The organism is Terribacillus saccharophilus, assembly GCF_046592895.1.
Classification (GTDB): domain Bacteria; phylum Bacillota; class Bacilli; order Bacillales; family Amphibacillaceae; genus Terribacillus; species Terribacillus saccharophilus_D.
In genome coordinates this window covers 547,218-573,590 of the sequence record NZ_JAWVPU010000002.1, presented here as the reverse complement: position 1 = coordinate 573,590, position 26,373 = coordinate 547,218, and the positions used below count along the sequence as shown (strand labels likewise).

Annotated in this window: 29 protein-coding genes and 1 other RNA gene; 5 read left to right on the top strand and 25 right to left on the bottom strand. The window is 45.6% G+C overall.

Annotated features, from left to right (window positions below; genetic code table 11):
* Positions 1-3: 3 nt before the first annotated feature.
* The 8 genes from SFC66_RS08760 to SFC66_RS08725 all read right to left on the bottom strand — a co-directional run bounded on the left by SFC66_RS08760 (position 4) and on the right by SFC66_RS08725 (position 8,202).
* Positions 4-762, bottom strand: a complete 759-nt coding sequence (locus tag SFC66_RS08760) for a TerC family protein (protein WP_411218313.1) — start codon at positions 760-762, stop codon at positions 4-6.
* Positions 763-843: 81 nt separating this feature from the next.
* Positions 844-1,797 carry a peptide-methionine (S)-S-oxide reductase MsrA gene (gene msrA / locus SFC66_RS08755; protein WP_411218312.1) on the bottom strand — a complete coding sequence of 318 codons (954 nt, stop codon included), beginning with the start codon at positions 1,795-1,797 and terminating at the stop codon, positions 844-846.
* A gap of 67 nt (positions 1,798-1,864) precedes the next feature.
* The gene (vrrA, locus tag SFC66_RS08750) at positions 1,865-2,404 is read right to left on the bottom strand and encodes a VrrA/YqfQ family protein (protein ID WP_411218311.1); all 540 of its coding nucleotides are present in this window, start codon (positions 2,402-2,404) and stop codon (positions 1,865-1,867) included.
* A 168-nt stretch (positions 2,405-2,572) separates the two neighbouring features.
* Positions 2,573-2,821, bottom strand: a complete 249-nt coding sequence (locus tag SFC66_RS08745; RefSeq protein ID WP_411218310.1) for a DUF2584 family protein — start codon at positions 2,819-2,821, stop codon at positions 2,573-2,575.
* A 13-nt stretch (positions 2,822-2,834) separates the two neighbouring features.
* Positions 2,835-5,942, bottom strand: a complete 3,108-nt coding sequence (locus SFC66_RS08740) for an AAA family ATPase (RefSeq protein ID WP_411218309.1) — start codon at positions 5,940-5,942, stop codon at positions 2,835-2,837.
* Position 5,943: 1 nt separating this feature from the next.
* Positions 5,944-7,095 carry an exonuclease SbcCD subunit D gene (locus SFC66_RS08735; protein WP_411218308.1) on the bottom strand — a complete coding sequence of 384 codons (1,152 nt, stop codon included), beginning with the start codon at positions 7,093-7,095 and terminating at the stop codon, positions 5,944-5,946.
* A gap of 70 nt (positions 7,096-7,165) precedes the next feature.
* Entirely contained in the window at positions 7,166-7,903 is a 738-nt protein-coding gene (locus SFC66_RS08730; RefSeq protein WP_411218307.1) for a YqcI/YcgG family protein, read from the bottom strand.
* A gap of 74 nt (positions 7,904-7,977) precedes the next feature.
* Positions 7,978-8,202, bottom strand: coding sequence for a WYL domain-containing protein (locus SFC66_RS08725; protein ID WP_411218306.1), 225 nt, complete (start codon positions 8,200-8,202; stop codon positions 7,978-7,980).
* 111 nt (positions 8,203-8,313) lie between these two features.
* On the opposite strand from SFC66_RS08725, the gene SFC66_RS08720 reads away from it, so the two are divergent.
* Positions 8,314-8,646: a YolD-like family protein gene (locus SFC66_RS08720; RefSeq protein ID WP_411218305.1), complete on the top strand. Its 333-nt coding sequence runs from the start codon at positions 8,314-8,316 to the stop codon at positions 8,644-8,646.
* 58 nt (positions 8,647-8,704) lie between these two features.
* Here SFC66_RS08720 and SFC66_RS08715 read toward each other — a convergent pair whose 3' ends face one another.
* The 7 genes from SFC66_RS08715 to SFC66_RS08685 all read right to left on the bottom strand — a co-directional run bounded on the left by SFC66_RS08715 (position 8,705) and on the right by SFC66_RS08685 (position 15,124).
* Entirely contained in the window at positions 8,705-10,114 is a 1,410-nt protein-coding gene (locus SFC66_RS08715) for an L-cystine transporter (protein WP_411218722.1), read from the bottom strand.
* A 174-nt stretch (positions 10,115-10,288) separates the two neighbouring features.
* Positions 10,289-11,542, bottom strand: coding sequence for an aminopeptidase (locus SFC66_RS08710; protein ID WP_411218304.1), 1,254 nt, complete (start codon positions 11,540-11,542; stop codon positions 10,289-10,291).
* A gap of 296 nt (positions 11,543-11,838) precedes the next feature.
* Positions 11,839-12,054, bottom strand: a complete 216-nt coding sequence (locus SFC66_RS08705) for a YozE family protein (protein ID WP_411218303.1) — start codon at positions 12,052-12,054, stop codon at positions 11,839-11,841.
* 111 nt (positions 12,055-12,165) lie between these two features.
* Positions 12,166-12,660, bottom strand: a complete 495-nt coding sequence (locus SFC66_RS08700) for a dihydrofolate reductase (protein ID WP_411218302.1) — start codon at positions 12,658-12,660, stop codon at positions 12,166-12,168.
* An 11-nt stretch (positions 12,661-12,671) separates the two neighbouring features.
* Entirely contained in the window at positions 12,672-13,628 is a 957-nt protein-coding gene (locus SFC66_RS08695) for a thymidylate synthase (protein WP_411218301.1), read from the bottom strand.
* 14 nt (positions 13,629-13,642) lie between these two features.
* Entirely contained in the window at positions 13,643-14,257 is a 615-nt protein-coding gene (locus SFC66_RS08690; protein WP_411218300.1) for an HD domain-containing protein, read from the bottom strand.
* Positions 14,258-14,272: 15 nt separating this feature from the next.
* Positions 14,273-15,124, bottom strand: coding sequence for a DUF72 domain-containing protein (locus tag SFC66_RS08685; RefSeq protein ID WP_411218299.1), 852 nt, complete (start codon positions 15,122-15,124; stop codon positions 14,273-14,275).
* Between the two features lie 383 nt (positions 15,125-15,507).
* Here SFC66_RS08685 and SFC66_RS08680 point away from each other — a divergent pair, with 383 nt between their 5' ends.
* The 3 genes from SFC66_RS08680 to SFC66_RS08670 all read left to right on the top strand — a co-directional run bounded on the left by SFC66_RS08680 (position 15,508) and on the right by SFC66_RS08670 (position 16,925).
* Positions 15,508-15,708: a cold-shock protein gene (locus tag SFC66_RS08680; RefSeq protein ID WP_095217872.1), complete on the top strand. Its 201-nt coding sequence runs from the start codon at positions 15,508-15,510 to the stop codon at positions 15,706-15,708.
* A 130-nt stretch (positions 15,709-15,838) separates the two neighbouring features.
* Positions 15,839-16,522 (top strand): queuosine precursor transporter, encoded by a 684-nt coding sequence (locus tag SFC66_RS08675; RefSeq protein WP_411218298.1) that lies wholly within the window; start codon positions 15,839-15,841, stop codon positions 16,520-16,522.
* 10 nt (positions 16,523-16,532) lie between these two features.
* Positions 16,533-16,925 carry a ribonuclease HI family protein gene (locus SFC66_RS08670; protein ID WP_411218297.1) on the top strand — a complete coding sequence of 131 codons (393 nt, stop codon included), beginning with the start codon at positions 16,533-16,535 and terminating at the stop codon, positions 16,923-16,925.
* Here SFC66_RS08670 and SFC66_RS08665 read toward each other — a convergent pair.
* Positions 16,919-17,200 (bottom strand): DUF6123 family protein, encoded by a 282-nt coding sequence (locus SFC66_RS08665; RefSeq protein WP_411218296.1) that lies wholly within the window; start codon positions 17,198-17,200, stop codon positions 16,919-16,921. The genes SFC66_RS08670 and SFC66_RS08665 overlap by 7 nt on opposite strands.
* Before the next feature lie 190 nt (positions 17,201-17,390).
* Between SFC66_RS08665 and SFC66_RS08660 the strand changes: the two genes are divergently transcribed.
* Positions 17,391-17,921: a hypothetical protein gene (locus tag SFC66_RS08660; protein WP_411218295.1), complete on the top strand. Its 531-nt coding sequence runs from the start codon at positions 17,391-17,393 to the stop codon at positions 17,919-17,921.
* A gap of 39 nt (positions 17,922-17,960) precedes the next feature.
* Here SFC66_RS08660 and SFC66_RS08655 read toward each other — a convergent pair whose 3' ends face one another.
* From SFC66_RS08655 to SFC66_RS08615, 9 genes are all read right to left on the bottom strand, one after another.
* The gene (locus SFC66_RS08655; RefSeq protein WP_411218294.1) at positions 17,961-19,451 is read right to left on the bottom strand and encodes a carboxypeptidase M32; all 1,491 of its coding nucleotides are present in this window, start codon (positions 19,449-19,451) and stop codon (positions 17,961-17,963) included.
* Between the two features lie 17 nt (positions 19,452-19,468).
* Positions 19,469-20,602 carry a THUMP domain-containing class I SAM-dependent RNA methyltransferase gene (locus tag SFC66_RS08650; RefSeq protein WP_411218721.1) on the bottom strand — a complete coding sequence of 378 codons (1,134 nt, stop codon included), beginning with the start codon at positions 20,600-20,602 and terminating at the stop codon, positions 19,469-19,471.
* 95 nt (positions 20,603-20,697) lie between these two features.
* Positions 20,698-21,071: RNase P RNA component class B (gene rnpB / locus SFC66_RS08645), an RNA gene on the bottom strand.
* 46 nt (positions 21,072-21,117) lie between these two features.
* Positions 21,118-21,480 (bottom strand): cell division regulator GpsB, encoded by a 363-nt coding sequence (gene gpsB / locus SFC66_RS08640; protein ID WP_411218293.1) that lies wholly within the window; start codon positions 21,478-21,480, stop codon positions 21,118-21,120.
* 75 nt (positions 21,481-21,555) lie between these two features.
* Entirely contained in the window at positions 21,556-22,125 is a 570-nt protein-coding gene (locus SFC66_RS08635; RefSeq protein WP_411218292.1) for an SLOG family protein, read from the bottom strand.
* Between the two features lie 80 nt (positions 22,126-22,205).
* The gene (locus SFC66_RS08630) at positions 22,206-22,637 is read right to left on the bottom strand and encodes a CotD family spore coat protein (RefSeq protein WP_411218291.1); all 432 of its coding nucleotides are present in this window, start codon (positions 22,635-22,637) and stop codon (positions 22,206-22,208) included.
* Positions 22,638-22,717: 80 nt separating this feature from the next.
* Positions 22,718-23,758 carry a type 2 isopentenyl-diphosphate Delta-isomerase gene (gene fni, locus SFC66_RS08625; RefSeq protein ID WP_411218290.1) on the bottom strand — a complete coding sequence of 347 codons (1,041 nt, stop codon included), beginning with the start codon at positions 23,756-23,758 and terminating at the stop codon, positions 22,718-22,720.
* 24 nt (positions 23,759-23,782) lie between these two features.
* Entirely contained in the window at positions 23,783-25,252 is a 1,470-nt protein-coding gene (locus SFC66_RS08620; protein ID WP_411218289.1) for a phytoene desaturase family protein, read from the bottom strand.
* Positions 25,249-26,370 (bottom strand): glycosyltransferase family 2 protein, encoded by a 1,122-nt coding sequence (locus SFC66_RS08615; protein WP_411218288.1) that lies wholly within the window; start codon positions 26,368-26,370, stop codon positions 25,249-25,251. The genes SFC66_RS08620 and SFC66_RS08615 overlap by 4 nt, the downstream gene beginning before the upstream one ends.
* Between the last annotated feature and the right edge of the window lie 3 nt (positions 26,371-26,373).

The window sequence follows — 26,373 nt, the reverse complement described above, 5'->3', positions numbered from 1 at the left end:
ACTTCAAGACCTTTCGCTTTTCGGTTTATAAAACCAGCCAGTGACAGCGATGACTGCCATTACGATCCAGAATGTTGCTTCCCATGCAATTGAATCAGGGAAATGCTCAGGTATGATCTGCAATGCTGGATGTGCCAACGTATGAATGGCCAGTTTGATTGCCACCCAACCAATGATCAAATATGCAGCAGCTTCAAGACCAGGACGCTTGTCCAGGATTTTCACGATATAAGAAGCCGCAATACGGATGAGTATCAAACCAATCATACCGCCAGCCAAGACAACAAGGAACTGACCGCCGTCCATTCCGCCGATATGCGGCAGCGGTGTAGCTGATAAAGATGCAGCCAATGCAACTGCTGTCAGGATAGAGTCCACTGCAAAAGCGATGTCTGCCAGCTCCACCTTCAATACAGTCATCCAGAATCCAGATTTCTTTTTACTGAATGGACTCTCATTTTCTTCTTCGCCGTCATTTTTCTTTAATTTGATAAGATTTGAAATTGAGATATATAGTAGATAAAGTGCTCCCAAAGCTTGGATTTGCCAAATATTCACTAAGAAGCTGACAAAGAATAGTGAGGCGAAGCGGAAAATGAATGCGCCCCCAAGCCCATATAATAAAGCTCTGCGCTGCTGATCCGCAGGCAGGTGTTTCACGATCAGCGCCATCACGAGCGCATTATCGGCTGCAAGCAATCCTTCCAGTCCAATCAGGACCAATAAAATCCAGCCATATTCAATTAATAATGAAGAATCCATTCTCATACTCCTTGTCCAAAACAATGCTCTTGTTCCATCGTGTAGCGAACAAGAGCAAAGCTGTTGCTTGTATTTAATATTTTACTTGAAGAGATACAAATACTCTCCATATCCTTCTTTTTCCATTTCGTTCACAGGTACGAATTTCATTGCGGCAGAGTTCATGCAATAACGCAAACCGCCTGTCGCTCTCGGACCATCATCAAAGACATGCCCAAGATGGGAGTCGCTTTCAGTGGAACGAACTTCAGTCCTTACCATCCCATGGGAAAGATCCATGTTCTCTTTCACTTCATAGGCATCAAGCGGTTTGGTGAAGCTTGGCCAACCGCAGCCGGCATCATATTGATCTTTGGAAGAAAACAACGCTTTGCCGGATACGACATCCACATAGATTCCTTCATTTGTATTGTTCCAATACTCATTTTCAAAAGGACGTTCCGTTCCATTTTCCTGCGTGACATGAAATTGTATCGGAGTAAGCATTTCTTTGAGCTTGGCTTTATCCTTTTTAGGACTCCAATGCTGCTTGATGAAATCTTCCCGTCCTGACCCGCGCTTGTACATTTTGTAATGGTACCTGTTTTTTTTGTAATAATCCTGGTGTTTTTCTTCCGCTGGATAAAACGGCTTGGCAGGCAGGATCGGGGTCACGATATCTTTTTTGAAGCGTCCGCTCTCCTGCAGTTTCGCTTTGGATGCTTCCGCTGCCAGCCGCTGCTCTTCATCATGGTAAAAGATAGCCGTTTTGTACGATTCACCGCGATCGTGGAACTGACCGCCTGCATCTGTCGGATCGATTTGCTGCCAAAACGTTTCCACCAGTCTTTCATACGGGAAAACATCCGGATCGAAAGTGATTTGAACAGCCTCGACATGACCGGTCGTATTGGAGCATACTTCCTCATATGTGGGATTCGGTTTATCTCCGCCTGTATAACCGGAGACTACTGCTTCGATGCCAGGGCGTTCCGTGAATGGTTCGACCATGCACCAAAAACAGCCTCCTGCAAAAGTAGCGTGTTGTAATGCCACAATAAATCCCTCCTTCAATGTATGCTATATATTTTCCTCTTTTGCAGAAAAAAATCAAGTGGGGTGCTTATATGAACAGTTTAGGGAGGGACTCTCCGGATTTTCTTTGCTTTTCATGCTGATCGGAAGCTTTTTCTTCTTCCACATGAGTACGTGGTGCTTGTTCCTTTTCTTGCTCGTTCTTCTCTTTTACTTCTTCTTCCTTTTCCGGTACTGCATCTTCTTCCTCATCGAAGTCGATGTCTTTCAAAGCTTTCATCATTCTCAACATGGAAGGCAAGTTCTTCACCATTGGTCCATACTCCTGTACCATCGGCATGAAGGACTCTGCTGCCTTCAATGCATTTTGTGTATGATTCAGCATGTCAAGTAACGAAAACTTGCCAGTTGGACTGCTGCTTGCCGGCAATGCTGCTTTTGCTGCAGCCTGCACGCTTCTTCCTCTTCCTCCTCGGTTCAGAATCTTTTGCAGGATACCAGGTAAGCCGCCGCTTTGACGGGGAGCTTGCTGCTGAAAACTTCCTCGAGCAGGATAAAAAGGATCTCGTCGGACAGGAGGCTGTCCGCGCCGACCAAACATGGATGGGCCGAGTGGATTTCTTGCCATACTTATACCTCTTCTCGCGTCAATATTTCTATCAGTCTACGCAAGCAAGAAGCACTTTGTTCCATTCTATTCCGGACGCAGGCAATATATTTCCTTGTTTGGCCATCTATTTCCCGGGCAAGCGCAAAATTCCCCTTGTATCTGCTTCATCTGAATTTTATATTGTCGTTAATTGACGCTTGATAACGAAATTAGCTGATACGTACAAATTGTCCGCTCTTCTTTCAGTGTCAATTCGACAATGATTGCTCTGCCGATCTCGTCAGTTTCTTTTGTACGCTTGATATCGATCGGTTGATGGAGGGGAAATAAGTGATAACCCTGCAGTGTCAGCTGAAATATATTTTCTTTACTGTCAATTCGCTTTTCTTTGCCATCTGTGCGAAGGACTGTTTCAAAATTGATGGGTGTACCCAAAATGGTTGCCTCCTTACTGGAATATGAATTTCGCGGATGATCCCGTCGGGGAAGAATCAATCTGCAATTTGGTATGGATCTCTTCTTTGAGCTGCGGTACGTGGGAAATGATCCCGAGCACCCGATTGCTTGCTTGCAAACCTTTCAGACTATCGATTGCCTGCTCCAGTGATACTTCATCCAACGTACCGAAGCCTTCATCGATGAATAATGTCTCCAGTTCCACTCCGCCTGCATGTGCCTGGACAACATCGGACATCCCCAGGGCAAGTGACAGTGCTGCTTTGAAACCTTCACCGCCTGATAGAGTTTTCACTGGACGTTCCTGTCCTGTGTGATGATCGATGACTTCAAGATCCAAGCCGCTTTGCGCACCACGTTTTGCGATTTGTCCGCTGCGTTTCAGCTGATAGCGGTGATCTGTCATTTCTTCCAAGCGGATATTCGCCTGAAGGATGATTTCATCCAAGAAACTAGTCAGCACGTAGCGCTCAAAGGAAAGCCGCAGACTATTATCCCCTTTGGCCAAGTTGGCCAATTCACCAATATCATAATATTGTGCTTTTTGTTCAGCCGCTTCTTCTTGCAGCTGAGAAAGGGATTGCATGATGTGTTCATGCTGGACGGCATAGCTTTTATCTGCGTTCAAGCTGCTGTTTTTCGCTTCAAAAACTTGCTCTGCTTCTACCACAGCTTGCTGGAATAAGGCAAGTTCCGGTTTTTCCCGCTGCTCCGTCAGCTTTTGCAACGTTTCTATTTGCTCGGAAACACTGCGCCGCTGTGATGCATACTGTTCCACTTCTTCTTGCAGCCTTCGCATTTCTTGCTCTGAACCGCGAGCTGTCTGAAATGCCGCCGTGTCCCGGAAACCAGCTTCCTCAAGCTTTGCGACAAATGCTTGCTGTTCCATCCGGTATTTCTGTTCCACATCGGCTGTGAATTTAATCGTTGATTCCAAGGCAGCCGCAACTTGCTGTCTGCTCTTGGAGATTTCCTCATATTGGTGCTGCAGCTGTTCCCATTCCTTGCTTGCTGCTTCCAATTGAGCTTCTTCCTGCATTATTTTCCGTTCCCATTCAGCAGCATCCATAAGCACTTCCGGAAGCTGTTTGCGTTGATAACGCAGTTCCGCTTCAACTCGATGGAAAGTTTCCTCCATTGCGCGCAGCTCGCTCTGAAGTTCTTCGGCAGCTTTCTCCTCTTGAACAAGCGTTTGTTTAAGCTGTCCCAGAAGCTGTTTTGTCTGCTCGATTTGCTTTCGCTCTGCTTGTTTGCTTCTTAAGGAAGCAGCTGCTGCATCTCTTTTTTGCTGGGTATCTGATGATAATGCATCCAGTTTCGTTTGGTCAAAGGCATCTTCTCCAGTTATACTCCGGTAAAGCTCATCGGTCACCTGGCGGATTGCCTGCCCATTCGATTTTGCTTCTACATATTTCTGCTGTACTTCATCATATGCACGCTGCGCAGCCTCAAGCATCACTCTTTTTTGTTTCAGAAGCCCGAATGATTGGATGTGTGCAGTTGTCTGAGCCGGGGATGGATGATCGGTGGAGCCGCAAACCGGGCACGGTTCCCCATCTGCCAACTGCCCGGCAAGATGTGCAGCATGGTGGGCAGCTTGGGCTTCTTCCATTTCTATTATTTCCTGCCGCAACATTTGCACATCTGTTTCTCTCGATTTCAAAAGCTGCTGTGTCTGCTGATAAACGGTACGCATGTTCTGCAGCTGCTGGACAGATTCTTTCAAACGCGCTATTTGCTCCAGCTGGCGTTCCAATTTCTCCACTATTCCCTGTTCCTCAAAGAATGCTTGTATCAGTGCAGCTTCTTTGCTTAAGTCTTGCTCCAGTTTTTGCTGCTCTGTTTTTTTAGCAGTGTGTTCTTCTTTCAATTGAAGCAAACGCCGCTGCTTGCCTTCCAGTGTCTTTTGCATACGCGTCAGCTCGAGCTTACGCTGCTCATATTCCTTCCACTGCACCAGCTGCTGCTTTTCCAGCTGCAATTGTTCCTGGCGCTTGAGACGCTGCGGTTCTTGTTCCTGTGCTTTTGTGTAAGAAGATTTAATCGCTTCATATTGTTGTTCAATGCGATCATTTCGTTCCTTTGTCTCTTGCTGGGCCTTGACCTGTGCCTGCCATTCCTGTTTACGGACGGATAGCTGCTGTTCATATGGCAATAGACGGCTGGCACGTTCCATATCTTTCAGACGCTGCTGTTTTTGTTCGATTTCCGGCTGCTTTTGCTGCAGCCCTTCCTGCTGTATCCTTGCTTGTTCGAGCTGCTTGAACGTTTCGAGCAGCTGTTGTGCTTCATAGTATTGCTGCTGCCGTTCCTGCCAGGTTTTCTTATGAAGCGCAAGTTCTTGCTCACCTTCTGTCACACTCGTCTTGATGGCTTCCAGCTCGAGCCGCAGCTTATGCATTGTTTCGGGGACGCTGTCGGCCTCCATGTGTTCTTGCGTGCGCCATTCTATTTTGCTGATCTGCTGCTGTTCCTTCCATTCCGTCTGCTGCAAATTTTCTTTCAGCTGCTTGGCTTCATCCTTCAATGCTTCTGTCATCCGTTCGTAAAAATACGTACGGAAGATGCGCTGGAGAATTTCTTCCCTTTCTTTGCTGTTTTCGGATATAAGCTTACGGAATTCACCTTGGGGGATCATGATCATTTTCCGGAACTGTTCGTAATCGAGGCCGATTCTTTCTTCGATTGCTTCGTTTACTTCTTTGATCCTTGATGTGATCAGTACTTTTTCTTCATCTTTCCATTCATAGAATTCAGCGCGTGCCGGATCATCTGTGTACCCTTCACCACGCTCTTTCTTTTTCTGCTGCTTCGGATAGCGGATGACTTCGTATTCCCTGCCGCGAAGCGCAAAGCGATAGCGCACTTCGGTTATTTCCCCAGGTGATGCGAAATGACTGCGCAGGGAATCCTGGTCACGATCGCTGCCGCTGGCCCGTCCATAAAGACTGTAGCAAATGGCATCGAAAATCGTTGTTTTACCAGCCCCGGTCGGACCGGTTATCAAAAAGATCGATTCTGCGCCAAGTTCACGGAAATCAATCGTCTGAGCTTTGTGATATGGACCGAAAGCTGTCATTTGTAAAGTGATAGCGCGCATATCAGCTCCTCCTCTCTTGCTCGACCAGACGCTGGATGACTGCTTCCATATGTTTCTGGCGGTGTTCTGGTATTTCCTCGCCCTTCATTTCCTCATAGAACGCTGCAAAAAGCTCCAAATGTGAAAGACGCTGCTTTTCCTTGATTTGTTTTATGTCCGACATGGAGTTTGCGCCTGTTTTTGCTTTGCGTTCCAAGCGCAGGATGTTGGGATATAGTTTACGGAGTTTCCCCATTGGATCGAGTAGCTGTCCATCATCGAGCAGCCGGATATGCAAATAGTCATCCTGATTGCCAGCTGTGCCTTGGATCAATTCATCAAAATATCCTTCAACGATACGCATATCACGTTTAGGGATAAGGTCGATTTTTTCGAACGAATGGAATCCAGTGGCATCCAGTTCTATCATCGTGACCGATTTCTTGTGATTTGCTTCGGAAAACGAGTACTTAAGCGGGGAACCGCTGTAACGGATATGATCGCTAGTGATACGCTGTGCCTGATGCAGATGTCCGAAAGCGGCATACGTGAACGGTTCAAAAAGGGCTGCATCCACATATGGACTGCCGCCGATCATGGAAAGCCGCTCTTCCGAATCTGATTCCATACCTCCAGCCAAGAAGGCATGTCCGACAAAAACATGGCGTTCTGTCATATCGAACGTATCCGCGATGTAGGAAACGATCCGCTCCATTGCCTTTTGATGTGTCGTGATGCTGTCATCTTCGAAAAACGCCCGCACATCAGCTGGTTCGGTATACGGTATAAGATGAAAATGGACAGGACCATGACTGTCTTCCAATGTGACAGGCTGCATTCCGGGACGCAGCTTCGTTTCGATGAACAGTTTACTCGCTTTGAACAGCTGACTGCCGAAATCAAGACGGTCCGGGCTGTCATGGTTTCCGCTGATGGACAATACCGGGATTTCCTTCTTACCGATAAGCCAATTCCAAGTATTGTTGAGCAGTTCCACCGCATCGCGCGGCGGAATGGCCCTATCATATAAATCGCCTGCTACGATGACCGCATCAGGCTGTTCTTTATCGATTATCGTTTTGATTTGTTCCAGTATATAAGCTTGATCATCAGTCATATGTACGCTGTTGACTATCTTGCCAAGATGCCAATCAGCGGTATGCAATAGTTTCATACGAATTCCTCCTGCTATCATTCTAGCATGATTTATAAAGTGTTGGTATGGGAAGAACCGGCAGAAACTATCAGTCTTTCTTTTTTCGGTGAAATGGGCATGCCGTTGGCGAGCTGTTATCGTCATGAAGAAAATATTGCTTCCATTCATGGTTATCATGATTGCCATATGCATTAAGATCCGGGTGAATATCACTAGTATCATAAGCAAGTATACGTTTTCGTATATTCTGCTTGATGCCAGCTGCAGCTTTTGGCTTTGATTCAAACTTCTTCAGCACCCATCTTGGTGTGATGGCAAGCATCAAACATGGGAAATATCGGCTCTTTTTTTGCTGGTGCGCCGGCGTGGCACAATACATGAAATACTTCTCGCCGCCAAAGCAATACTCCCATAATGCATCATCCGGGTTTTGCGGTATGTCACTCGGCCAGTTCACTGGATCATAAGCTGTTGTTCCGCTCAGCAAATCCCAAAAAATCCGGAAATATGCTGGCACATCCAAATTATCTTCTTTTTGTTTTTCTGTATCGAAGAACACAATCAGGGAAGTATAAGAGCCGATCTCCTTTGATTGCTGTCCGTATATTCGTAATGATTCAGCCAGCTGTACAGCTGCTTCTTTTGTGGTCGGATCACCTGCAAAACTGTAACGGAACTGCCCAAGCCGATGGCCGGCGGTAGCCGGTATGCAAGGAAATCTGTCTTGCTGATGCAATAGTTTACTATGGAAGGCGAGCAGCGCTTCTTTTTGCCAAGAAGCCGTAATGGCAGTTTCCGTATTTGTATCATCGAACAAAATCGTCATCACGTGTTCTCCTTTTCCCCGCGTTTATCCTTAGTAAGCTATTCGGGATAAGGAATGTAGGTGAATGACAGAAGTCAGGATGATTTGCGCCACACTTGCTGCGGCACTGGCTGAATGGCAAGAATCCGGTCCATCCGGAAAGTGCGCAGCTGCTTCCGTAAATGACAATAGCCGATTACAGACGCTTCCGTGACCTTTTCGATAGTGACTCGGCGCTTCGTCAAAGAACCATCCTTTGCCATATAAATCATCGTCACCTGCTGCTCTGTATATTTTGCAAGCATGATTCTGTCCATCATTATCCCCGCTCTCTATGTTAGTTCCTATATTCATTATATACGAACTGATGTTCGGTGTCACTTGTTAAGGAACGTACGTTCGATTATAATGATATCTAGGAGGAATGACGTATGGTAAATGATCGCGGGAAAATCAAATGGACATCTTTGATGCTGCCAGAGCATGTGGACATGCTGCAGCGGATGGGCAAGCAAATCGGAATCGCTCAACCGCCCATCCTGGATGAACAGCAGCAAGAAGAGCTGGAGCAAAAAATGCAGACTATCCAGATAGGCAAGACAAAGATCAGCATCACTCACAAAACAGGGATGCACGTCCGAACCGCTGTTGGTGTTGTGACAGGCTTGAAGCAGTTTGAACAATTTTTACTTCTGGATACAAAAGACACGTTGTATCCAGTCCGTATAAGCTTCAGCAATATCCTCGATATGACGATTCACTAAAAAGCCGCTCCCGGGAAGGAGCGGCTTTTTGCATGAAAGATGAGTAAGCTTATCGATGTTATGCGCTTTCGGCAGCTTTTTCATCTGAACGATATGTGTTTGTATCCAGCTCACCAAGTGACCGGCTCGTGACGACACCGGATACCATAGATCCACTGACATTCAATGCTGTCCGTCCCATATCGATGAGTGGCTCGACTGAGATCAGCACACCAGCCAAAGCGACAGGCAGATTCATTGTCGAAAGGACAATCAATGAAGCAAATGTTGCTCCCCCGCCGACGCCAGCTACACCGAATGAACTGATCATGACGACCACGATCAACGTTGCAATGAATGAAGGAGAAAGCGGATTGATGCCTTGTGTCGGTGCAATCATGACAGCAAGCATGGCTGGATAAATACCTGCACAGCCATTTTGACCGATTGTTACCCCGAAGGATGCAGAGAAATTGGCAATCGATTCCGGCACACCCAGTTTATCGCGCTGTGCTTCGATATTCAGCGGCAAAGTCCCTGCGCTTGTACGGGCAGTGAAAGCAAATGCCAACACAGGAAATACCTTTTTGACATATTGCTTCGGGCTAAGCCCGAGCACAGACAAGATGATCAAGTGAATCAGGAACATGACAATCAAGGCAGCATAAGAGGCAATGACGAATTTGCCTAATGTAGCTATTGCATTGAAATCACTGCCGGCAACTGTTTTTGCCATCAAGGCAAGTATTCCATAAGGCGTCAGACGCAATACCAATGTAACGATTCGCATGACCAGACCATGAAGTGATTCAACCATTTTCCGGAAGAATTCAGCCTGTTCAGGCGTCTTCCGCTTTATGCCAAGATAAGCAACCCCTACAAAGGCAGCAAAGATGACGACAGCGATCGTTGATGTGGATCTAGCACCGGTAAGGTCCAGGAATGGGTTAGCCGGAAGGAATTCCAATATCTTTTGCGGCACTGTTGTGCTTTGTACTTCTGTCAGGCTGGACTCCAATTCTTCTCCGCGCGACAGCTCTGCATCGCCGGCTACGACATCATCTGCTTTCAAATCGAATCCGGCTGCCGCCGCAATTCCGATGGCAGCCGCAATAGCAGTTGTCACCAGCAAAGTACCGATGACAAGACCGCTGATTTTACCGAGGTTGGATGACTTATCCAATCTGGTGAATGCAGCTACGATGGAGATGAAAACAAGCGGCATGACGATCATCTGCAGCAGCTTCACATAACCGCTTCCCACAAGACCGAACCAATCATTCGTCATGGTGATGGTATCGGAAGTCGGGTCATAAATAAGCTGCAGCGCAACTCCGAACACGATACCAAGTCCAAGACCGGTCAGCACTCGCTTGGAAAAGGAAACGTGCTTCTTTTGCATATAAAAGAGCAGGGCTAATAATGCCAGTAAAACAATGATATTGACAACTGTGAATAAATTCAAAACAATCAACCTCCTTATTAAAATATATATTACATAATTCCAATCAATTATGTATGAATTGACCTTATACACAATAGCACGATGGTAAGATTATGTAAATATAAAACAACTTTCCTAAGTTATATAGGAGTGATTGGTTCCAGTTTTTACGTGCTTTCAATAAAGAAATCCGGCCCTGGACAGGGTCGGATCGATCTGTTAGAAATGGAAATCACCATCTTTCATTAATAAAAATTCCATTCCGCCTTCTTTCATCCCTGTTACGTTCATATCTTCGGTGCCAAAGACCACATTGACTAACAAGAGCGACGTATTCAATCCTGCTTCCATCAACGCCTGCCCTGATAGGCTGCTGCCATGTCGCAGATTGGAAGGAGAAGCGTTCCCGATACCGATATGGCAGGCCGTATTTTCATCAAACAAGGTATTGTAAAAAAGCACATCTGCACGAGAAAGAGGGGAATGGTTAGAGACCAAGGCAATTTCCCCTAGATAACATGAGCCTTCATCAGTTTCGATGAGATGTTGCAACGTTTCCTTGCCACTCGCTGCATCATAAGCTGTAATCCGTCCATCTTGAAAATGGAGGGAAACACCATGTATGATTTTTCCCCCATAGACAAGCGGTTTCGTAACAATGAGTTTGCCATTTACCTTCCCTTTATGTGGAGCTGTAAATAATTCCTCTGTAGGAATGTTGGGAAAGAACGGGATTCCCTTTTTATCTTTCACCCTACCGCCGAGAAAGACATGGTCCTTAGGCAAACCGACGACAAAATCCGTGCCTTGGCTATTGGTGAAATGCAGGGCGTCAAACTGGTGATCGTTAAGAAACGTTTTACGTGACTCGAAGGCTCGGTCATGTTCTTCCCAATCTCTGATGGGATCTGTTCCATCTGCCCGCGTCCCACTTATGATGCTCTGCCATAATGATTGCACAGCTTCTTCTCTACTTACTTGCGGAAATACTTTTTTGGCCCATGAGAAGGACGGTACAGCTAGAAGACACCAGCGTACCTGGTGGGACCTGATCCTTGCATAATGATCCTCAAGCTTCGCGCGGAAGGCCTTTTGAAACCGGCTGATCCGTTCTGGGGAAACATTCTTGAAGACATCGAAGTTTTCAGAAATGATGTGGATGTAACTGGCACCCACCTCGTCCCACTCCTTAAAGCGGGCATGCTGCCAGTCGGGAAATCGATCGATGCTTTCATCTGCGGCATATGTATAAAACGCTTGGGTAGACTGTTCGTCTGTCCAGTCCATCACCACAGTCGAAGCACCTGCTTCATAGGCTGCCGTTTGGATAAGACGTGCAAAAGTTACATTTTCTAAGTCACTATGAACCACTACTAATTGATCTTTTTGAACGTTCACTCCAATTCGTACCGCAAGCTCAGCATAATTTTGCAAATGTTCTTTACGAACATGCTCATATATTCCTTTCATCATACATTCAGCTCCTAACTTTCTATTTTCCAATCAAATGAAGAAAGCAGCATGAAACCATCGCCACCTTAAATGTAGTTTGATAGGAAAAGTCACAAGCGCAAGCGCATCAAGTAAACAGACAATCTAGTATGATTCTACCCAAAGCAATTGAGACAATAGATTCCATAATCTTACACAACCTTGTATTATGTCCATAATATAAATGAATTTCTGATCTTTCAATGATATCCGGCAAACTCCTGCCTCAAGTTCCCATTAAAAAAACCTGTATCAACTGATACAGGTGGTATTCCTTCTTATTCTGTTGCTTCATATGTGCGCCACAGCTGGTCAAAAACTTGCAGTGATCCGTGAAAAGGACTGTTCCATTCCAGGTATTCACTGATTTCATCATAAGATGAGCTGTGTTTCGGGAAATTATGATCCGAAAACATCCAGTCGGCTAGCTGGCTTTCATCGGTCGGCTTTTTTCGACCACGATATGTCATCATAAATTGGTAAAAAGACCGCATTCATTCACCTTCTTTCTGCACTGCTTCGCTTTTTTTCCTCCATACTGGATAATAGACCGTCAGCACGATCAATAAGAAAAAGCAAACAGGAGGCAAGAATACATACAACATTTATTTGGTCATCCGATCATATTGGATGAAATAGTAATCATAAGGATTTTTATCGTCCTTGATGCCTTTTTCGCGTTTCGTTTCCTGCCATTCTTCCAGCGGGAAGTCAGGGAAATGGCGATCTGCAGGGAAGCTCTCTTCGATGAATGTCATATAAATACGATCGGCAATATCCATTGTTTGCGAAAAGATGTCGCTGCCGCCGATAACGAAGATTTCTTGCTCGGGGTGCTTGTCTGCCAATTCCTTTATTTCTGCCACGTCATGCAAGACAGTGACATCTTCCGCCATGAATGATTGATCACGTGTGAGCACCACATTCGTCCGGTTTGGCAACGCGCCGTTCATGGAATCGAGCGTCTTTCTTCCCATTACGATGGTTTGGTCGGTCGTCTTCTCTTTGAAGAACTTCAAATCGCGTGGAAGACGCCATGGGAGATCATTTTGATATCCTATACCCCGGTTTTGATCCATTGCCAATAATAATGAAATCATGCTTTTCCTCCTTACACCGCTACTGGTGCTTTAATGCTTGGATGCGGCTCATAACCGATGATTTCCAAATCTTCCATTGAGACATCAAAAACAGAACCGAAGCTTTCTTTGATCTTAAGGGTTGGCAATGCTTTCGGCGTCCGGCCAAGCTGTGTTTTCACTTGATCGAGATGGTTCGAATACAAGTGTGCATCCCCGATCGTATGGATGAATTCCCCGACTTCCAATCCACATTCCTTTGCAATCAAATGTGTCAGCAGGCTATAACTTGCGATATTGAAAGGAATGCCAAGGAAGATATCGCCGCTGCGCTGATACAGCTGGCAGGACAGCTTATTATCCGCCACGTAGAATTGAAACATTGTGTGGCAAGGAGGCAGCGCCATCGTCGGTACATCTTCCGGGTTCCAAGCGGAAACGATCAATCTTCGTGAATCGGGAGTCTTCTTGATCATTTCAATTATTTCTTGCAATTGATCGATGCTTTCCCCTTTTGTCGTCTCCCACTTGCGCCATTGCTTACCGTACACATCACCTAGATGTCCAAAGCGCTCACTGAACGCATCATCAGTAAGAATGTGCTGTTTGAATTTCTCCATTTGCTGTTCATACACTATCCGGAAGTCCTCATCCAGCAAAGAACGGCGTCCAAAATCATTCATGTCCGGTCCGTCATAGGCGTCACTTTCCACCCAATTCTTGAATGCCCATTCGTTCCAAATGTTATTGTTATGCTCCAGCAGATAACGGATATTCGTATCGCCTTTTAAAAACCAAAGCAGTTCACTCGCAATAAGCCTGAATGGGACACGTTTTGTCGTCAGCAGTGGAAACCCTTGCTGAAGATCAAAACGCATTTGATAACCAAAAACGGAGCGTGTCCCTGTCCCTGTGCGGTCTTCCTTTTTTGTACCATTCTCCAAAACATAGCTGCATAAATCCAGATAAGCTTGTTCAGATGTTTTCATCAAGTATCATTCCTTTATCGTATATCATCACATGGCATATCCCATTCCGCAAAAAACTGATCCAGGAAGTCTTGCATGAAGGCATGCCTGGAATCAGCCATATGTACTGCTGTTTTTGTATGCAATGTTTCTTTCAATTTTAATAGTTTATCATAAAAATGCTGGACGCTCGAATGCTTGGAATCATTCGGCCAATGAATCATGCGGCTGGCAGCTCCGCCGAATGCGAATGTCCGGGCAATTCCGATGGCGCCGATGGCATCAAGACGATCTGCATCCTGGATGATTTTCCCTTCCAGCGTGTCCGGTATACGGCCTTTACTGAAAGAAATATTCCGGCAGGCCAAAAAGATCTTCCGGATCACATCCTCATCCACTTCGATACGACGCAGGAATGCTTGTGCCTCAGCCACAGCATCAGCTGGTTCATCAAACAATTTATGATCCCCGATATCATGCATCCAACCGATAGCTTCTGTCAGGAATGGATCTGCACCTTCTTGAAATGCAATCTTTCTCCCCATCTTAGCTACCCTTTTCATATGATAAAAATCATGCCCAGTCGAATCCTTACGAAATATGGTATACACATAACGCTCCATTTCTTCCAATTGCATATGCCGTTCCATCTGTCATCGTCCCTTCTAGTCGAATAAGTTCAGTTGTTCAGGAGGCGGGGCCGGAAGCTTCTGTCCGAGCAGCTGCATCATATCCTTGGCGTTATCACTGGCATCTCCACCGGAATTATTATTGAAAAGCAAAATGACGCGCTCACTGGATTTCTCCAAATCCAGCGCAGACTTCTTCCATTCCTTCAGCTCCGTTTGATTGTATCGATAAAGAAAACGTACCTTACGCCAATCTTCGCGCCCATTTTGATTCCAGCCATGCACGTTCCGCCCATGAAAGCGAACGAGTGTCAGCTGCTCATTCGTCGACACTGGCACAGCTGGAACAGAACCGTTTCCCGCCTGTGGCTCATCGCAAACAGTATGTATGAAATCGAGCTCCCGCAGCAAAGTGAGCGTCTTGTCCCGAAACGCTTCTTCATACCAAGACTGATTTCGGAATTCTATGGCGACTGGCAGACCTTTTGTGAGCTCCCGTATGTATCGCAGCCGAGTGATGCTGGATTCCTCGACTTGAAACCAGGGCGGGAACTGGAAAAGGATCGCGCCGAGCTTATCGGCTTGAACGACTGGCTGGATGGAAGTCACAAAGCCTTCAAATAAATCACCAGCTTCCGCCCGTGTCATCTTTCGGCGGCTTTGGCCGGTCATATCCTGGTGTGCTTTGATGATGAAAGTAAAATGTTCCGGTGTCTCCTGCACCCATTTTGTATAATTGCTGATAGACTGAATGGCATAAAAAGAAGCATCCACTTCAACGACATCAAAATGTGTGGCATAAACCTTCAGCTTCTGCTGTCTCGCTTTTGCATCATGATAAAGTTTGTCATGGTCACCCCACCCGGTCACCCCTACTGAAATGGTCAATCATCTGCCTCCTTTCGACAATATACGATTTATTATATTGTAATGGAATCATCTCACCTCAGCAATGAAGAGCATTTCTTGCCATAAAAGTGGATTGAATGTCACAGATTGACAAGAAAGACAGCGGAAAGGTGCATGTCAATTCATCCGGAAAGCGATTACTTTCCCAATAAATTCACCTTTTGTACCTACTTGACGCATTTTTCAAAATAAGCTATATTTGTGTCAAGCAAACAAGATGAGCGGGATAAGAACGTTGGCAGCTTGTTAGAAGAGCTAGGTAATTCCGCCCTTCTGACAGACTGCCTTTTTCTTTACATGCACGTCTTTTTTGTATTATTTCATACGTTTTCTGTGAAACGTCTTTTAGGAGGATAAGGATTATGCCAAACGGTATTGTAAAATGGTTCAACGCTGAAAAAGGTTACGGATTCATTCAAGTAGAGGACGGTAACGATGTGTTTGTACATTACTCCGCCATCCAGGAAGAAGGCTTCAAGAATCTTGAAGAAGGTCAGGAAGTATCCTTTGAAGTAATCGAAGGAGAAAGAGGACCTCAAGCAGCTAACGTAGAAAAACTATAATATAATCATAAGCGGCAATCATTTGGATTGCCGCTTTTCTATATGCACTTATCTCATCCGTGTTGCGTACGGGCCGAAAAAAGCGTATACTCTTCCATTGTCTAAGTAATTTTGACTAGGAGGAGCATTATTGTATAACGATGTACTTTGGATAGCGTTTGCACTGATAAATTTTGTCCTGCTGCTGATCATGTATCGGCTATTCGGACGTCTCGGATTATTCGTCTGGATCGGCATGGCCACAGTCCTGGCCAATATACAAGTGACGAAAACCATCGAACTATTCGGTTTGACAGCTACGATGGGTAATATCATATATGGAACCATCTTCTTGGCTTCGGATATATTGAATGAAAACTACGGCAAAAGAATCGCCAGAAAAGCAGTCGGTCTCGGCTTTGCTACTTTGATCATCATGACTGTGATCATGCAGTGTGTGCTTTTATTCGATCCAGCACCAAGCGACATCGCCCATTCATCTCTCAGTACCATCTTTGGCTTCCTGCCGCGAGTGGCACTTGGAAGCCTGATTGCATTTGGTATCAGTCAATATGTCGATGTTTGGCTGTATGCACTCGTCAAACGGATGCTGCCGGAAGATAAATTCCTCTGGGTACGGAATAATGGCAGTACGATGTTCAGCCAGCTGCTGGACACACTTGTATTTTGTACGATTGCCTTCGCAGGAACATATGAATGGTCTGTATGGCTGGAGATCTTCATATCCACTTATGTTCTTAAATTCGTAGTCAGTATCATCTCCACTCCATTCCTTTACGGAGCAAAAAGAATGTACAGAAAGTTAAACGACTAGGAGGGGTATAGTGATCGAGGTATATACCGATGGTGCTACCAGTGGTAATCCAGGGGCGAGCGGTGCCGGAATCGTGATCATAAAAGAAGGTACGCGAAAGACATACAGCATACATCTTGGCATGATGACGAATCATGAGGCTGAGTTTTGGGCCATCATCAAAGCACTGGAAATCTGCCATAAAGATCACCCCGAAGATATCATTTCCTTGCGCTCGGATTCCCAAGCAGCCGTACAGGCAATCGACAAGGAACATACGAAGAACAAGGAGTTTCAACCTTTATTGGAACAAGTCATGCAGCTGAGCCGGGATTTCCCTTATTTCTTCATCAAGTGGATACCCGAGAAACAAAACAAAGCAGCAGATCAGCTTGCGCGGGAAGCGATTCGACAGACTCAATGATATTGAAGCTGAAATCCTTTCTTTGCAAGCAGGTCTTCTGCTTGTTTTTTTGTCTGCACTTGCTCCTCCCCGATCAAATCCAGCACACTAAGATAAAAACTGCCGTCGAAGGCATGCTGGAAGCGAAGCGTCATTTGGAGGGCTACTACCACTTTCCAATCTGGTGCATTCGCATAATTCTTGCCAAAATATATGAATTGTACGTCTTCATCGGTCAACTTGAAGCCTTTCGCCCATAAGTCGTCCAAAAAATATGCTAAACTTTGTTTCTTCAATGCCAAAACCCCTTTATCAGAATCCGCTTCTAATTATAGCATTCTTGTATTCTCTTTCAACGAAATCATGAAAATTGATTTTTTTCTGATTCGTTTGACTTTTCCCTCTTCACAGACATTTCTAGTAAGTATTTACAATTCAAAAAGTTAGCATTAAACTAAAAATGCAAATCAGAGAGGGGATGTCAATTTGAAAAAGCTTACGTATTTGCTCGCACTAACAGCCATCGCTGCCATCTTTGTGACCGGCTGTTCCAGTGCAGATTCACAAACCAAAGCAGATAGCGGTTCGGAAAAAACAGAAACGACCGATATCAAGAAAGAATTACTGCAAACACAGATGGATTTCACCACGGAATTCAGTCCTGACTATGCACCGATTGCAGTTTATGAAGCTTCCATGGCAGATGATGCTTCCACGGAGGATGTCATCAAAACGAATGCAGAAGCAGCAAAAAAAGCAGCAGATGAAGGTGCTGCCAAACTCGCTGATTACAAATTGGAAAGCAATCTTCCAGATGAACAAAAAGAAGCATTCACCAATTCCTTGGAAGAGTTGAAAGTATATTTCGAGGAAGTTAGCAAAGCAATCGATGCTTCTGCCACAGAGCCGAACTTCGACACAGCACAGCAGCATTTCGATGCATTCCAAGCAGAGTTGGAAGACATCTATAAAGATGCGGACTTGCAAGTGCCGGATATGGCATCAGCATTAAGCTAAAGAAAAACGATGCAGCCATTGTCTGCATCGTTTTTTACCTTATATTTGATAAATCTTGCTGTATTTCTCAGTCAGGTAGGCTACAAGATAATCCGCATTCAATCCTTCACCCGTAATATCATGAAGCAATTCAAGTGGCTTCTTCGCTTTTCCGTATTGATGGATATGTTCCGTCAGCCACGCTTTGATCGGAGCAAAGTCCCCTTTTTCTATTAATGTTTCCGTATCCAATGACGCTTGCATCTTCGCCCGGAATTGCGCTGCGTACATATAACCCAATGCGTAGGACGGGAAATAGCCAAAGTCCCCACCTGACCAGTGAATGTCCTGAAGTACACCTTGGGAATCACTTTCCGGTACAATGCCCAAGTACTCCTCCATCTTCTGGTTCCAGATTGCCGGCAAATCAGCAACTTGGATCTCATCTTTGAACAAAGCTTTTTCCAGCTCATAACGAATCATGATATGCAAGGCGTACGTCAATTCATCAGCCTCTATCCGGATGAATGATGCTTTCACTTCGTTCACTGCTTGATAGAATGTATCAAAATCGATTTCCTGCAGACTGGCAGGTGCATGCGTCTTGAATTCCTCGAAATGACCTTTCCAGAACGCTTCGCTACGGGCAACGAAATTCTCCCAGAATAAGGACTGGGACTCATGGATCCCCATGCTAGTTCCGCTGGCAAGAGGTGTTGCTGCTAATTTCTCTGCTATATTCTGTTCATACAACGCATGACCGCCTTCATGGATCGTCCCAAAGACAGCCATACGGAAGTCTTCTTCATCATAACGTGTCGTGATACGGACATCTTTCGGGTTCAGCGTGATTTCAAACGGATGGATCGTATCATCCAGTCTACCCGCTTCAAAATCATAGCCCATTTTCTTCAAGATGGAAATCGTGAAGGCTTTTTGCTGTTCCATGGAAAAATGAGTCTGAAGGACGCTGATGTCTGGTTTTATAACGGATTGCTTGATTTGTTCCAGCAAATCTGTAAGAGATTTTCGTAATGCAGGGAAAACATTGTCCAGCGTCTCCATCGTCACTCCCGGCTCATACATATCCAATAGGACATCATAAGGATGCTTGTCAGCATCCCAATAGGAAGCAAACTTTTTCTTGAAGCTGACCAATTCTTCCAGATATGGCTGGAGCAGGCTGAAATCGCCTTTTTCCCTTGCTTCGCCCCAAACGGATTCTGCTTTGGATTGGAGCATGATATAAGCTTTGAATTCTGCTTCAGGGATTTTCTTGTTGCGGTCGTATTCTTTTTCGCTTTCTGCCAGGGATTTGATCAAAATCTCATCCTCGGCAACTTGCTTCAATTCATCGATCAGTGCTTTCAGTCTGTCAGATGTGGATAGACGATGCGACTGCTGTGATAAATAGCTGATGGCCTCCGCACGGTATCCCATGCCGGCTTTCGGTGCTTTTGTCCGCAGATCCCAATGCATGAGGGCAATTGCCTCTTCATAAGCTTTTTGTTCCTTGATCAAGTCCCAATATTGCTGTGTTGCATCCGTCATACGATCCGCTCCCTTTTTCAGATATGTTTACCGAAATACTGATAATAATCTGTTTTGATGAATCCGTTGAAAAGCTTGCGTTTTTTCGTTGCCAGCTTTCCATAGAAGGATTCGAAGCCTTCGTGTGAAGTGAGGATATACCCGCTCCAAGAAGGATTGTCCTGCATGATGCCGCCCAGCTCTTTATAGGCCTTCTCCACTTCGGGCCGATCTCCCAATCTTTCCCCATATGGCGGATTCGTTATCATATAGCCATTATCCTGCTTTGGATTCCAATCGGCCACTTGCATCTGTCTCCAATTGACCAATTCACCAAGACCTGATTCGATGCTGTTTGCCTTCGCGATCTCCACCATCTTATGATCGATATCGGAACCGGAAATATGGAGTTCTTGATCATAATTGGCTAGATCCTCTGCTTCTTCCAACGCTTTCTCCCAAACGTCGGATTTGATCCAATGCCAGTTTTCGGCATCGAATTCACGGTTGAATCCTGGTGCGATATTCTGGCCGATCAATGCTGCTTCGATGGCAATTGTGCCGCTTCCGCAGAATGGATCATGCAGCGGGAATTCCGGGCGCCAATTCGTCAAAAGCACCATTGCAGCTGCAAGTGTCTCTTTTATAGGTGCTTCACCTTGACCGACCCGGTAGCCGCGTTTATGCAAACCTGTACCACTCGTGTCCAATGTCAAACTCACTGTATCTTTCAGTATAGCCACTTCAATACGGTGCCTTGGACCTGACTCTTCCAGCCAGGAAGCAATGCCATGTTTTTGTTTCAATCTTTCAACGACAGCTTTCTTTACGATACGCTGACAATCCGGGACACTGTAAAGCGTCGATTTTACGCTTTTTCCGATGACTGGGAATTCACCGTTTTCCTGGATGTAAGTTTCCCACGGCAGTGCTTTTGTCTGTTCAAATAGCTCATCAAATGTTGTCGCCTTGAATTCGCCGACAAGCACTTTGATTCTATCTGCTGTCCGCAGCCATAGATTACAGCGCGCGATTGCAGATGGATCTGCTTGGAATATCACCTTTCCGTTTTCAACCTGTACATCTTCATAGCCAAGCTGCTTCACTTCTCGAGCAACGACAGCTTCCAAACCCATTGCTGCAGTGGCAATCAGGGTCACTTGCCTTTTCATCATGTAAAACCTCGCTTTTATGTAATTAAAAAGCCCTCTCTAGCTGAAACCAGTTAGAAAGGGCTGTTTGTTGTATACAGTGGACCAAATGAATGTTCTGTAAGCCATGTTCTGTACCGATGCACTGCGAGCGGTGGTCAGCCTCGTACAACGGCAGTAATCATCTATCTACAAGCGCATCGCTTGTCCCTTTTTAGGTTGAATTCCCATAATCAAGGGTGCCCCTACCAACATTTGGGTTGCTCACTCGCGGGGTTTACCTCGTTCCACTCAGCAAGTTTCCAAGCTGACTCCGTCACTGTGGCACTTTCAAGACATGTCGGCCATATCCGAAGACTTAGGCGTTCTGCCTGCCGTTAGCATTGCTGCTACCTTGGCTTATGAATTCGCCAAGCACGAACACTACAAGCATCTCAGCCTGTGTGAGCATGGACTTTCCTCTGCATTGCTGCAGCGATTACTCAAACATTCATTTTTAAGTTGCTAACTCATTGTACGTGGTTCGACGTCAATTGTCAAACGTCGTTCTCGACGAATTTCTTGCCGAAAACAGCCTTCTCCAAGTTGGACAGGCGTTTCAGGATATCGTAATTCACCTGATGGGTCGTCTGTGTCTCACGTACCGGGGCAGACTGCACTGCCGGTTCGGCAGGCTGCTGGATGGATCTTGATGTTCTGCTGCTTTCAGTTGAAAGTTGATTTCGCAAACGTTCATTTTCACTTTTCAAGCGATCGATTTCTTTTTGGTATGTTTCATAATCCTGAATGATTTTGTCCAAGTACTCATCGACTTCATCTTGGTTATAACCGCGCATACCGGTTTTGAAATTCTTTTCAAAGATATCTTTTTGTGTCAGTTGGATATTTGCCAAAGCCATACACAAGTCACCTCATTTATACAATTGTATATAAGTACATTCTTTCAAAATCAGGACAAATTGTCAATTTTCTTCTCATGTCTGATCCCAGTAGCTGGGATCATTCATCTGTTCCCGTTCGACAGTGTCCTGCAAATCGAGTGCCGTAATATAGTATAACGCGTAGTCATTCGATTCTTGGTGGGAACGTAACTCCTTCAAGAAGAAGTCGACGCTGCCTGTCTGGTTCTCATCATACATGACAAGTGCACCATCCGTTTTCGACAGCATCCATTTGTCACGAGCTTTGAATTGATAAGGGCCCTTATAATCCCCTTCGTATATCGGCTGATAAAAATCTGCAAGCATGATCACTTCCTGATACTCTTCTTGCAACTCCTCAGACCAGCGAGCATCCTGATTGTCAAAAGGCGGAATGACGGCAAGCTGGATATCATAACCCTCTTCCTTCAGATCAAGCACGATTTGGGCTGCCCAAAGCTCCACACCAGTCTGACCGGATAATAGCACCCATTCCAAACCGGCCTCAATCGGCCCGATCAGCTTGTCCCGTATGGTTTGCTTGATATAATGGACGCGTGGGTCACTCATTTTAAAGATTCCCATTTCATAGTGCTTGTATCCTGTGACGTATAATTTCTTCATCAGGGACATGCTCTCCTATCATCTATTCGATGTTTCTATCTAAACATAAAAGAGCTGGCATACGCCAGCTCCAATAACGATCAGTACCACTTTTTCTGAGTTGGTTTCGGTTTTGGTGCCATTTGCGGCATTGGCTGTTCAGGCATTGGCTGATACATTTGCGGGCTCACTTGCTGTGGCATTTGCTGCGGCATTTGCTGCGGCATTTGATATGGCATCGGTTTAGGACCGCAATCTTTACAAGGATTCGGCATCGGTTTATTGTCATGAGTCGGGCTCAAGTGTGTTTGTTCCATTGTTTCTTCGTTTGCAAATGAAGTCGTGTGCGGGTACATATGAACGTTCTTCACTTTATGATGATTCACCACTGTCGTATGAACCGGGTGTATATGCTCAACTACCTCTTCAGAGTATGTGTGGGCGACATTGTTTATTACTGGATCAACGATTGTGCTTGTTCCGCAGTGCACCGCATGAGGGCGCGGAGGCGGGCAGCAATGTCTTTTACGCATGTTCTTTCCCCTTTCTGTATTGGATTCTCTATAACATATGAAAGGGCGAAAGAACATGTACTATGACAACAACCTAATTTTCAGGCATTTCGTCTGATTAACCTGTCCGTGTTTTTCAACGCTTGCAAGGTCCCGGCTCCGATACCGAACATGCTGATTTTCAGCTCCAGTTCCAATTGCTCGAACCGTTTGATCAATGCTTCAGCGGAATTCACTGCTTCAGGCAATATCGAACGCCCAAACCCAGCCATGTCAGCTCCGAGCGCAATTGCTTTGGCGGTGTCAACACCATTCGTGATGCCTCCGCTTGCAATCAGGCATTCCGGCGGCTTTGGTAAACTGCTAAGCTGTTTTACACTATGTGCTGTCGGAATTCCCCAATCAAGAAATGCAGAAGCAGCTCTTTGTTTTATCGAATTTTGGGAACGGTGTTTTTCCACTTCGATCCATGAAGTCCCGCCCGCGCCAGCTGTATCAATGAAGCGTATTCCAGCATCGATCAGCTGGCGGCATGTGTCTGGAGCCAATCCGAATCCCACTTCTTTTACGCCTACAGGTACATGCAGTGCCTCGGTGATTTTTGATATTTTCTGCAGCAATCCGCTGAAATCCGTGTCGCCTTCGTCTTGAAATACTTCCTGCATGCTGTTCAGATGTAAAACGATGCTATCTGCTCCAGTCAGTTCGATGATCTGCCTGCACTCTTCAGGTCCGTATCCATAATTCAGCTGCACAGCACCGATGTTTGCGAAAATGGGGATCGACGGCGCTTCTTTCCTGAGCTGGAAGCTTGCGGCTGCAGTCTTATTCTCCAGTGCCACCCTGCTCGACCCAAGTCCCAAAGCCCAGCCTTTTTGCTCCGCTGCCCTTGCAAGATTCCGGTTGATTTCATGGGCTCTTGGTGTACCGCCCGTCATGCTGCTGATCAAAAACGGTACTTTTACCTTTTTCCCCAAAAACTCCGTCGCTGTATCAATCGAACGAAAGCTGATTTCAGGCAAAGCTTGATGTTCGAAACGATAAGATTCAAATCCCGTCGATATGCCCTTGCCTTGAACTTGTTCATTCAATGTTATATGTATATGATCATCCTTACGGCTATGTATGGATCTATCTGTCATCCTCTTTCCCCCTGCTTTATGAAACTACCCTTCGATGATTGCTTGAGCTGTCAGTTTGCCACTTAATGTAACCATTGGCGTACCTCCGCCTGGATGAGTCGATCCGCCAGCAAACCAAAGTCCTTTGATATATTTGTCTTTATTCGGAATGCGGAAAAAGGCCTGCTGGAAGTCATTCGAACTGATACCATAAATCGCACCTCGATAGGCACGTGTCCGCACAGCTAAATCGGCTGGAGTCTGTGTTTCCTGGTAAACGATTGAATCCGATAAGCTGGTAAGTCCATAACCCTCAAGCTGCTGGATAAGCTGTTCTCCATAGTCTTTCCTATCTTGCAGCTGATTGATCCCCGTGAGGAAAGGCGCATTGGCAAGTACGAATAAATTACTCATCCCAGCCGGGGCCAAATCATGATCGCTTGCCCCTGAATGGCATATGTAGAGCGTCGGCTTTTTCACATAACGTTTTTCTTCAAAGATGGAAGTGAATTCAGCTTGATAATTCGAAGGGAAAAACACATTATGATGCGCTAATTGTTCATAACACCTCTCAACACCCAACAACATTGTAAAACCGGATAAAGATGGCTCCAATTGCTGGATTTTACGGTCAGGAAAATGCGGCCGCTGTGACTCATCCAGAAGCCCGCTGTACAAACTCAGCGCATCACCGTTTCCGATAAGCGTATCACAAGCATAGTCACCATGGGTAGTTTCAACCCCGATAACACGCTTCTTGTTTGTCCGGATGCTTGTCACATCCGTCCTTGTTTTAATTCGAACACCTAATTCGACAGCCAATTTTTCAAAAGCTTCCACCAGTTTATAAGTTCCTCCCTTGATACCATATACACCGATTCCAGCTTCCAAATAGGCGAGCATGGCAAAGATGGACGGTGCCTGATAAGGAGAAGAGCCAACATATGTTGCGTATCTCCCGAACATTTGCAGCGTATTCGGATGGCGGAAGTAACGTTTTAACAGCCTTTGGAACGACTGCAGCGGCCGAATCTTGGCAAAATCACGCAAAAGACCGATTTGTCGTTTTTCTTCCCAAAGAAATAACGGTTTATGTAAAAAAGCTTTCTCCGATATCTGGAATAAACGCTTGCTTTCATCAAGAAATGCTGGATATGCCTTTGCATCTGCTTTGCTGTAAGCCGACATCTGCTGCTGCATTTTTTCAACATCCGCTGTCAGTTCGACGACATTACCATCAGGAAAGAAATTCCTTGCAATTGGAGAGATAGGATAAAAGCTGATATAATCTCGGCTGTCTCGTCCAGTATCTTGGAACACTTGTTCGAATATATGTTTCATGGTGATGGTGCTTGGTCCTAAATCAAAATGGAAACCCTTTTGATTCACTTGCTGCAGTTTTCCGCCGAGTGTTTTATTCTTCTCTAGGAGCGTCACATCCCAACCGGCATGTGCCAAGTAAATGCTGGCTGTCAAACCGCCCAATCCTCCACCGATGACGATGGCTTTTTTCATCTGTAATATCTCCTGCCTTTCCAAACGTATCCCTCTTTTCGCTTATGTATGCGAATGGCGTCAAGCGCCAGCAGGATAAAGCAGCTGCAAGCAATGGGATAAAGAAAAAATGTATGCCAGTTTGTCCTGCTATGATAGTCAATATAGAATTTGATGATGGCTCCGATGATATAAGCAGCCGCTGCTGCTATTATGATATATGCCTTGCCAGTGATCAGCGCCAAAACAAGGCTGACTGTCGGTACAACGTACAATAGTGCATAAAACAAGCAAACAAACATACTCAAGAATATATTGCTGCCTGTACCGGTGAAGATATTCTTCCTGAACCCGAGCCAAACGGATTGATTGGACTCGTACATGCGCATATTGGCAAATTGCTCACCGCGCAGCAAAGCCACAGGAAACGCGCAGCGCTTCATAAGACGCATCAATTCCATATCGTCGACTATGGCTGAGCGTATGGCAGCGTGACCGCCAGCTTTTTGGTAACTTTTTTTGTGGATGCAAATGAATCCGCCATGAGCTGCTGTGAATCTGGGATCTTGACTCCTGCTCACTTGCCGGATCGGCAGATGACATAAAACCAAGAACATCATGAAAGGCACAAGCATTCGTTCGAGAAAAGTGTGGACGCGCTGTCGCGGAAAAGCCGACATCATTTTATAGCGGCCGTTCAAGTACGGCTGCAGCAAGGAAAGCCCGTTTTTCTCGAGTGTCACATCCGCATCCAGGAACAATAGCCATTCCCCTGCTGCATACTCGCCCAGCTGCTGACAAGCGTAATTCTTTCCGGTCCATCCATCCGGCAGCTCTTTTCCATAGTAAACTTTCAGCATCGGCAGCTTTTGCTGATACTGCTGGATGATAGCAGCTGTTCCATCTGTGGAATGATCATTCAGTACAAGTACTTCCTTTATGTAATCCTGCTGCGGTATCAGGCTGTCAAGCAGACGCCCAATCACAGCCGCCTCATCCCTGGCGGGTATCAGTATGCTTATTTGTTTGGCTGGGACTGCCCTTTTACCAGGTTGCTCCAGAAAACCTCTACTGTTATATAGTACCCATATCAGCTGCATGATGAGGAAAAAGTTGATGACAAGCAGTATAGTAAGCATGAA

Excerpts from the sequence above, each read along its gene's own strand:
- SFC66_RS08720 (WP_411218305.1), top strand. The coding sequence starts at position 8,314 with ATGGTAAATGATCGCGGGAAAATCAAATGGACATCTTTGATGCTGCCA.
- SFC66_RS08615 (WP_411218288.1), bottom strand. The coding sequence starts at position 26,370 with ATGCTTACTATACTGCTTGTCATCAACTTTTTCCTCATCATGCAGCTG.
- fni (WP_411218290.1), bottom strand. The coding sequence starts at position 23,758 with ATGACAGATAGATCCATACATAGCCGTAAGGATGATCATATACATATA.
- SFC66_RS08730 (WP_411218307.1), bottom strand. The coding sequence starts at position 7,903 with ATGACGATTTTGTTCGATGATACAAATACGGAAACTGCCATTACGGCT.
- SFC66_RS08705 (WP_411218303.1), bottom strand. The coding sequence starts at position 12,054 with ATGCGGTCTTTTTACCAATTTATGATGACATATCGTGGTCGAAAAAAG.
- gpsB (WP_411218293.1), bottom strand. The coding sequence starts at position 21,480 with ATGGCTTTGGCAAATATCCAACTGACACAAAAAGATATCTTTGAAAAG.
- SFC66_RS08630 (WP_411218291.1), bottom strand. The coding sequence starts at position 22,637 with ATGCGTAAAAGACATTGCTGCCCGCCTCCGCGCCCTCATGCGGTGCAC.
- SFC66_RS08655 (WP_411218294.1), bottom strand. The coding sequence starts at position 19,451 with ATGACGGATGCAACACAGCAATATTGGGACTTGATCAAGGAACAAAAA.
- SFC66_RS08620 (WP_411218289.1), bottom strand. The coding sequence starts at position 25,252 with ATGAAAAAAGCCATCGTCATCGGTGGAGGATTGGGCGGTTTGACAGCC.
- SFC66_RS08650 (WP_411218721.1), bottom strand. The coding sequence starts at position 20,602 with ATGAAAAGGCAAGTGACCCTGATTGCCACTGCAGCAATGGGTTTGGAA.
- SFC66_RS08690 (WP_411218300.1), bottom strand. The coding sequence starts at position 14,257 with ATGGAACGGCATATGCAATTGGAAGAAATGGAGCGTTATGTGTATACC.
- SFC66_RS08710 (WP_411218304.1), bottom strand. The coding sequence starts at position 11,542 with ATGATGAAAGGAATATATGAGCATGTTCGTAAAGAACATTTGCAAAAT.
- SFC66_RS08680 (WP_095217872.1), top strand. The coding sequence starts at position 15,508 with ATGCCAAACGGTATTGTAAAATGGTTCAACGCTGAAAAAGGTTACGGA.
- SFC66_RS08740 (WP_411218309.1), bottom strand. The coding sequence starts at position 5,942 with ATGCGCGCTATCACTTTACAAATGACAGCTTTCGGTCCATATCACAAA.
- SFC66_RS08635 (WP_411218292.1), bottom strand. The coding sequence starts at position 22,125 with ATGAAGAAATTATACGTCACAGGATACAAGCACTATGAAATGGGAATC.
- vrrA (WP_411218311.1), bottom strand. The coding sequence starts at position 2,404 with ATGGCAAGAAATCCACTCGGCCCATCCATGTTTGGTCGGCGCGGACAG.
- SFC66_RS08700 (WP_411218302.1), bottom strand. The coding sequence starts at position 12,660 with ATGATTTCATTATTATTGGCAATGGATCAAAACCGGGGTATAGGATAT.
- SFC66_RS08695 (WP_411218301.1), bottom strand. The coding sequence starts at position 13,628 with ATGAAAACATCTGAACAAGCTTATCTGGATTTATGCAGCTATGTTTTG.
- SFC66_RS08735 (WP_411218308.1), bottom strand. The coding sequence starts at position 7,095 with ATGAAACTATTGCATACCGCTGATTGGCATCTTGGCAAGATAGTCAAC.
- SFC66_RS08725 (WP_411218306.1), bottom strand. The coding sequence starts at position 8,202 with ATGATGGACAGAATCATGCTTGCAAAATATACAGAGCAGCAGGTGACG.
- SFC66_RS08760 (WP_411218313.1), bottom strand. The coding sequence starts at position 762 with ATGGATTCTTCATTATTAATTGAATATGGCTGGATTTTATTGGTCCTG.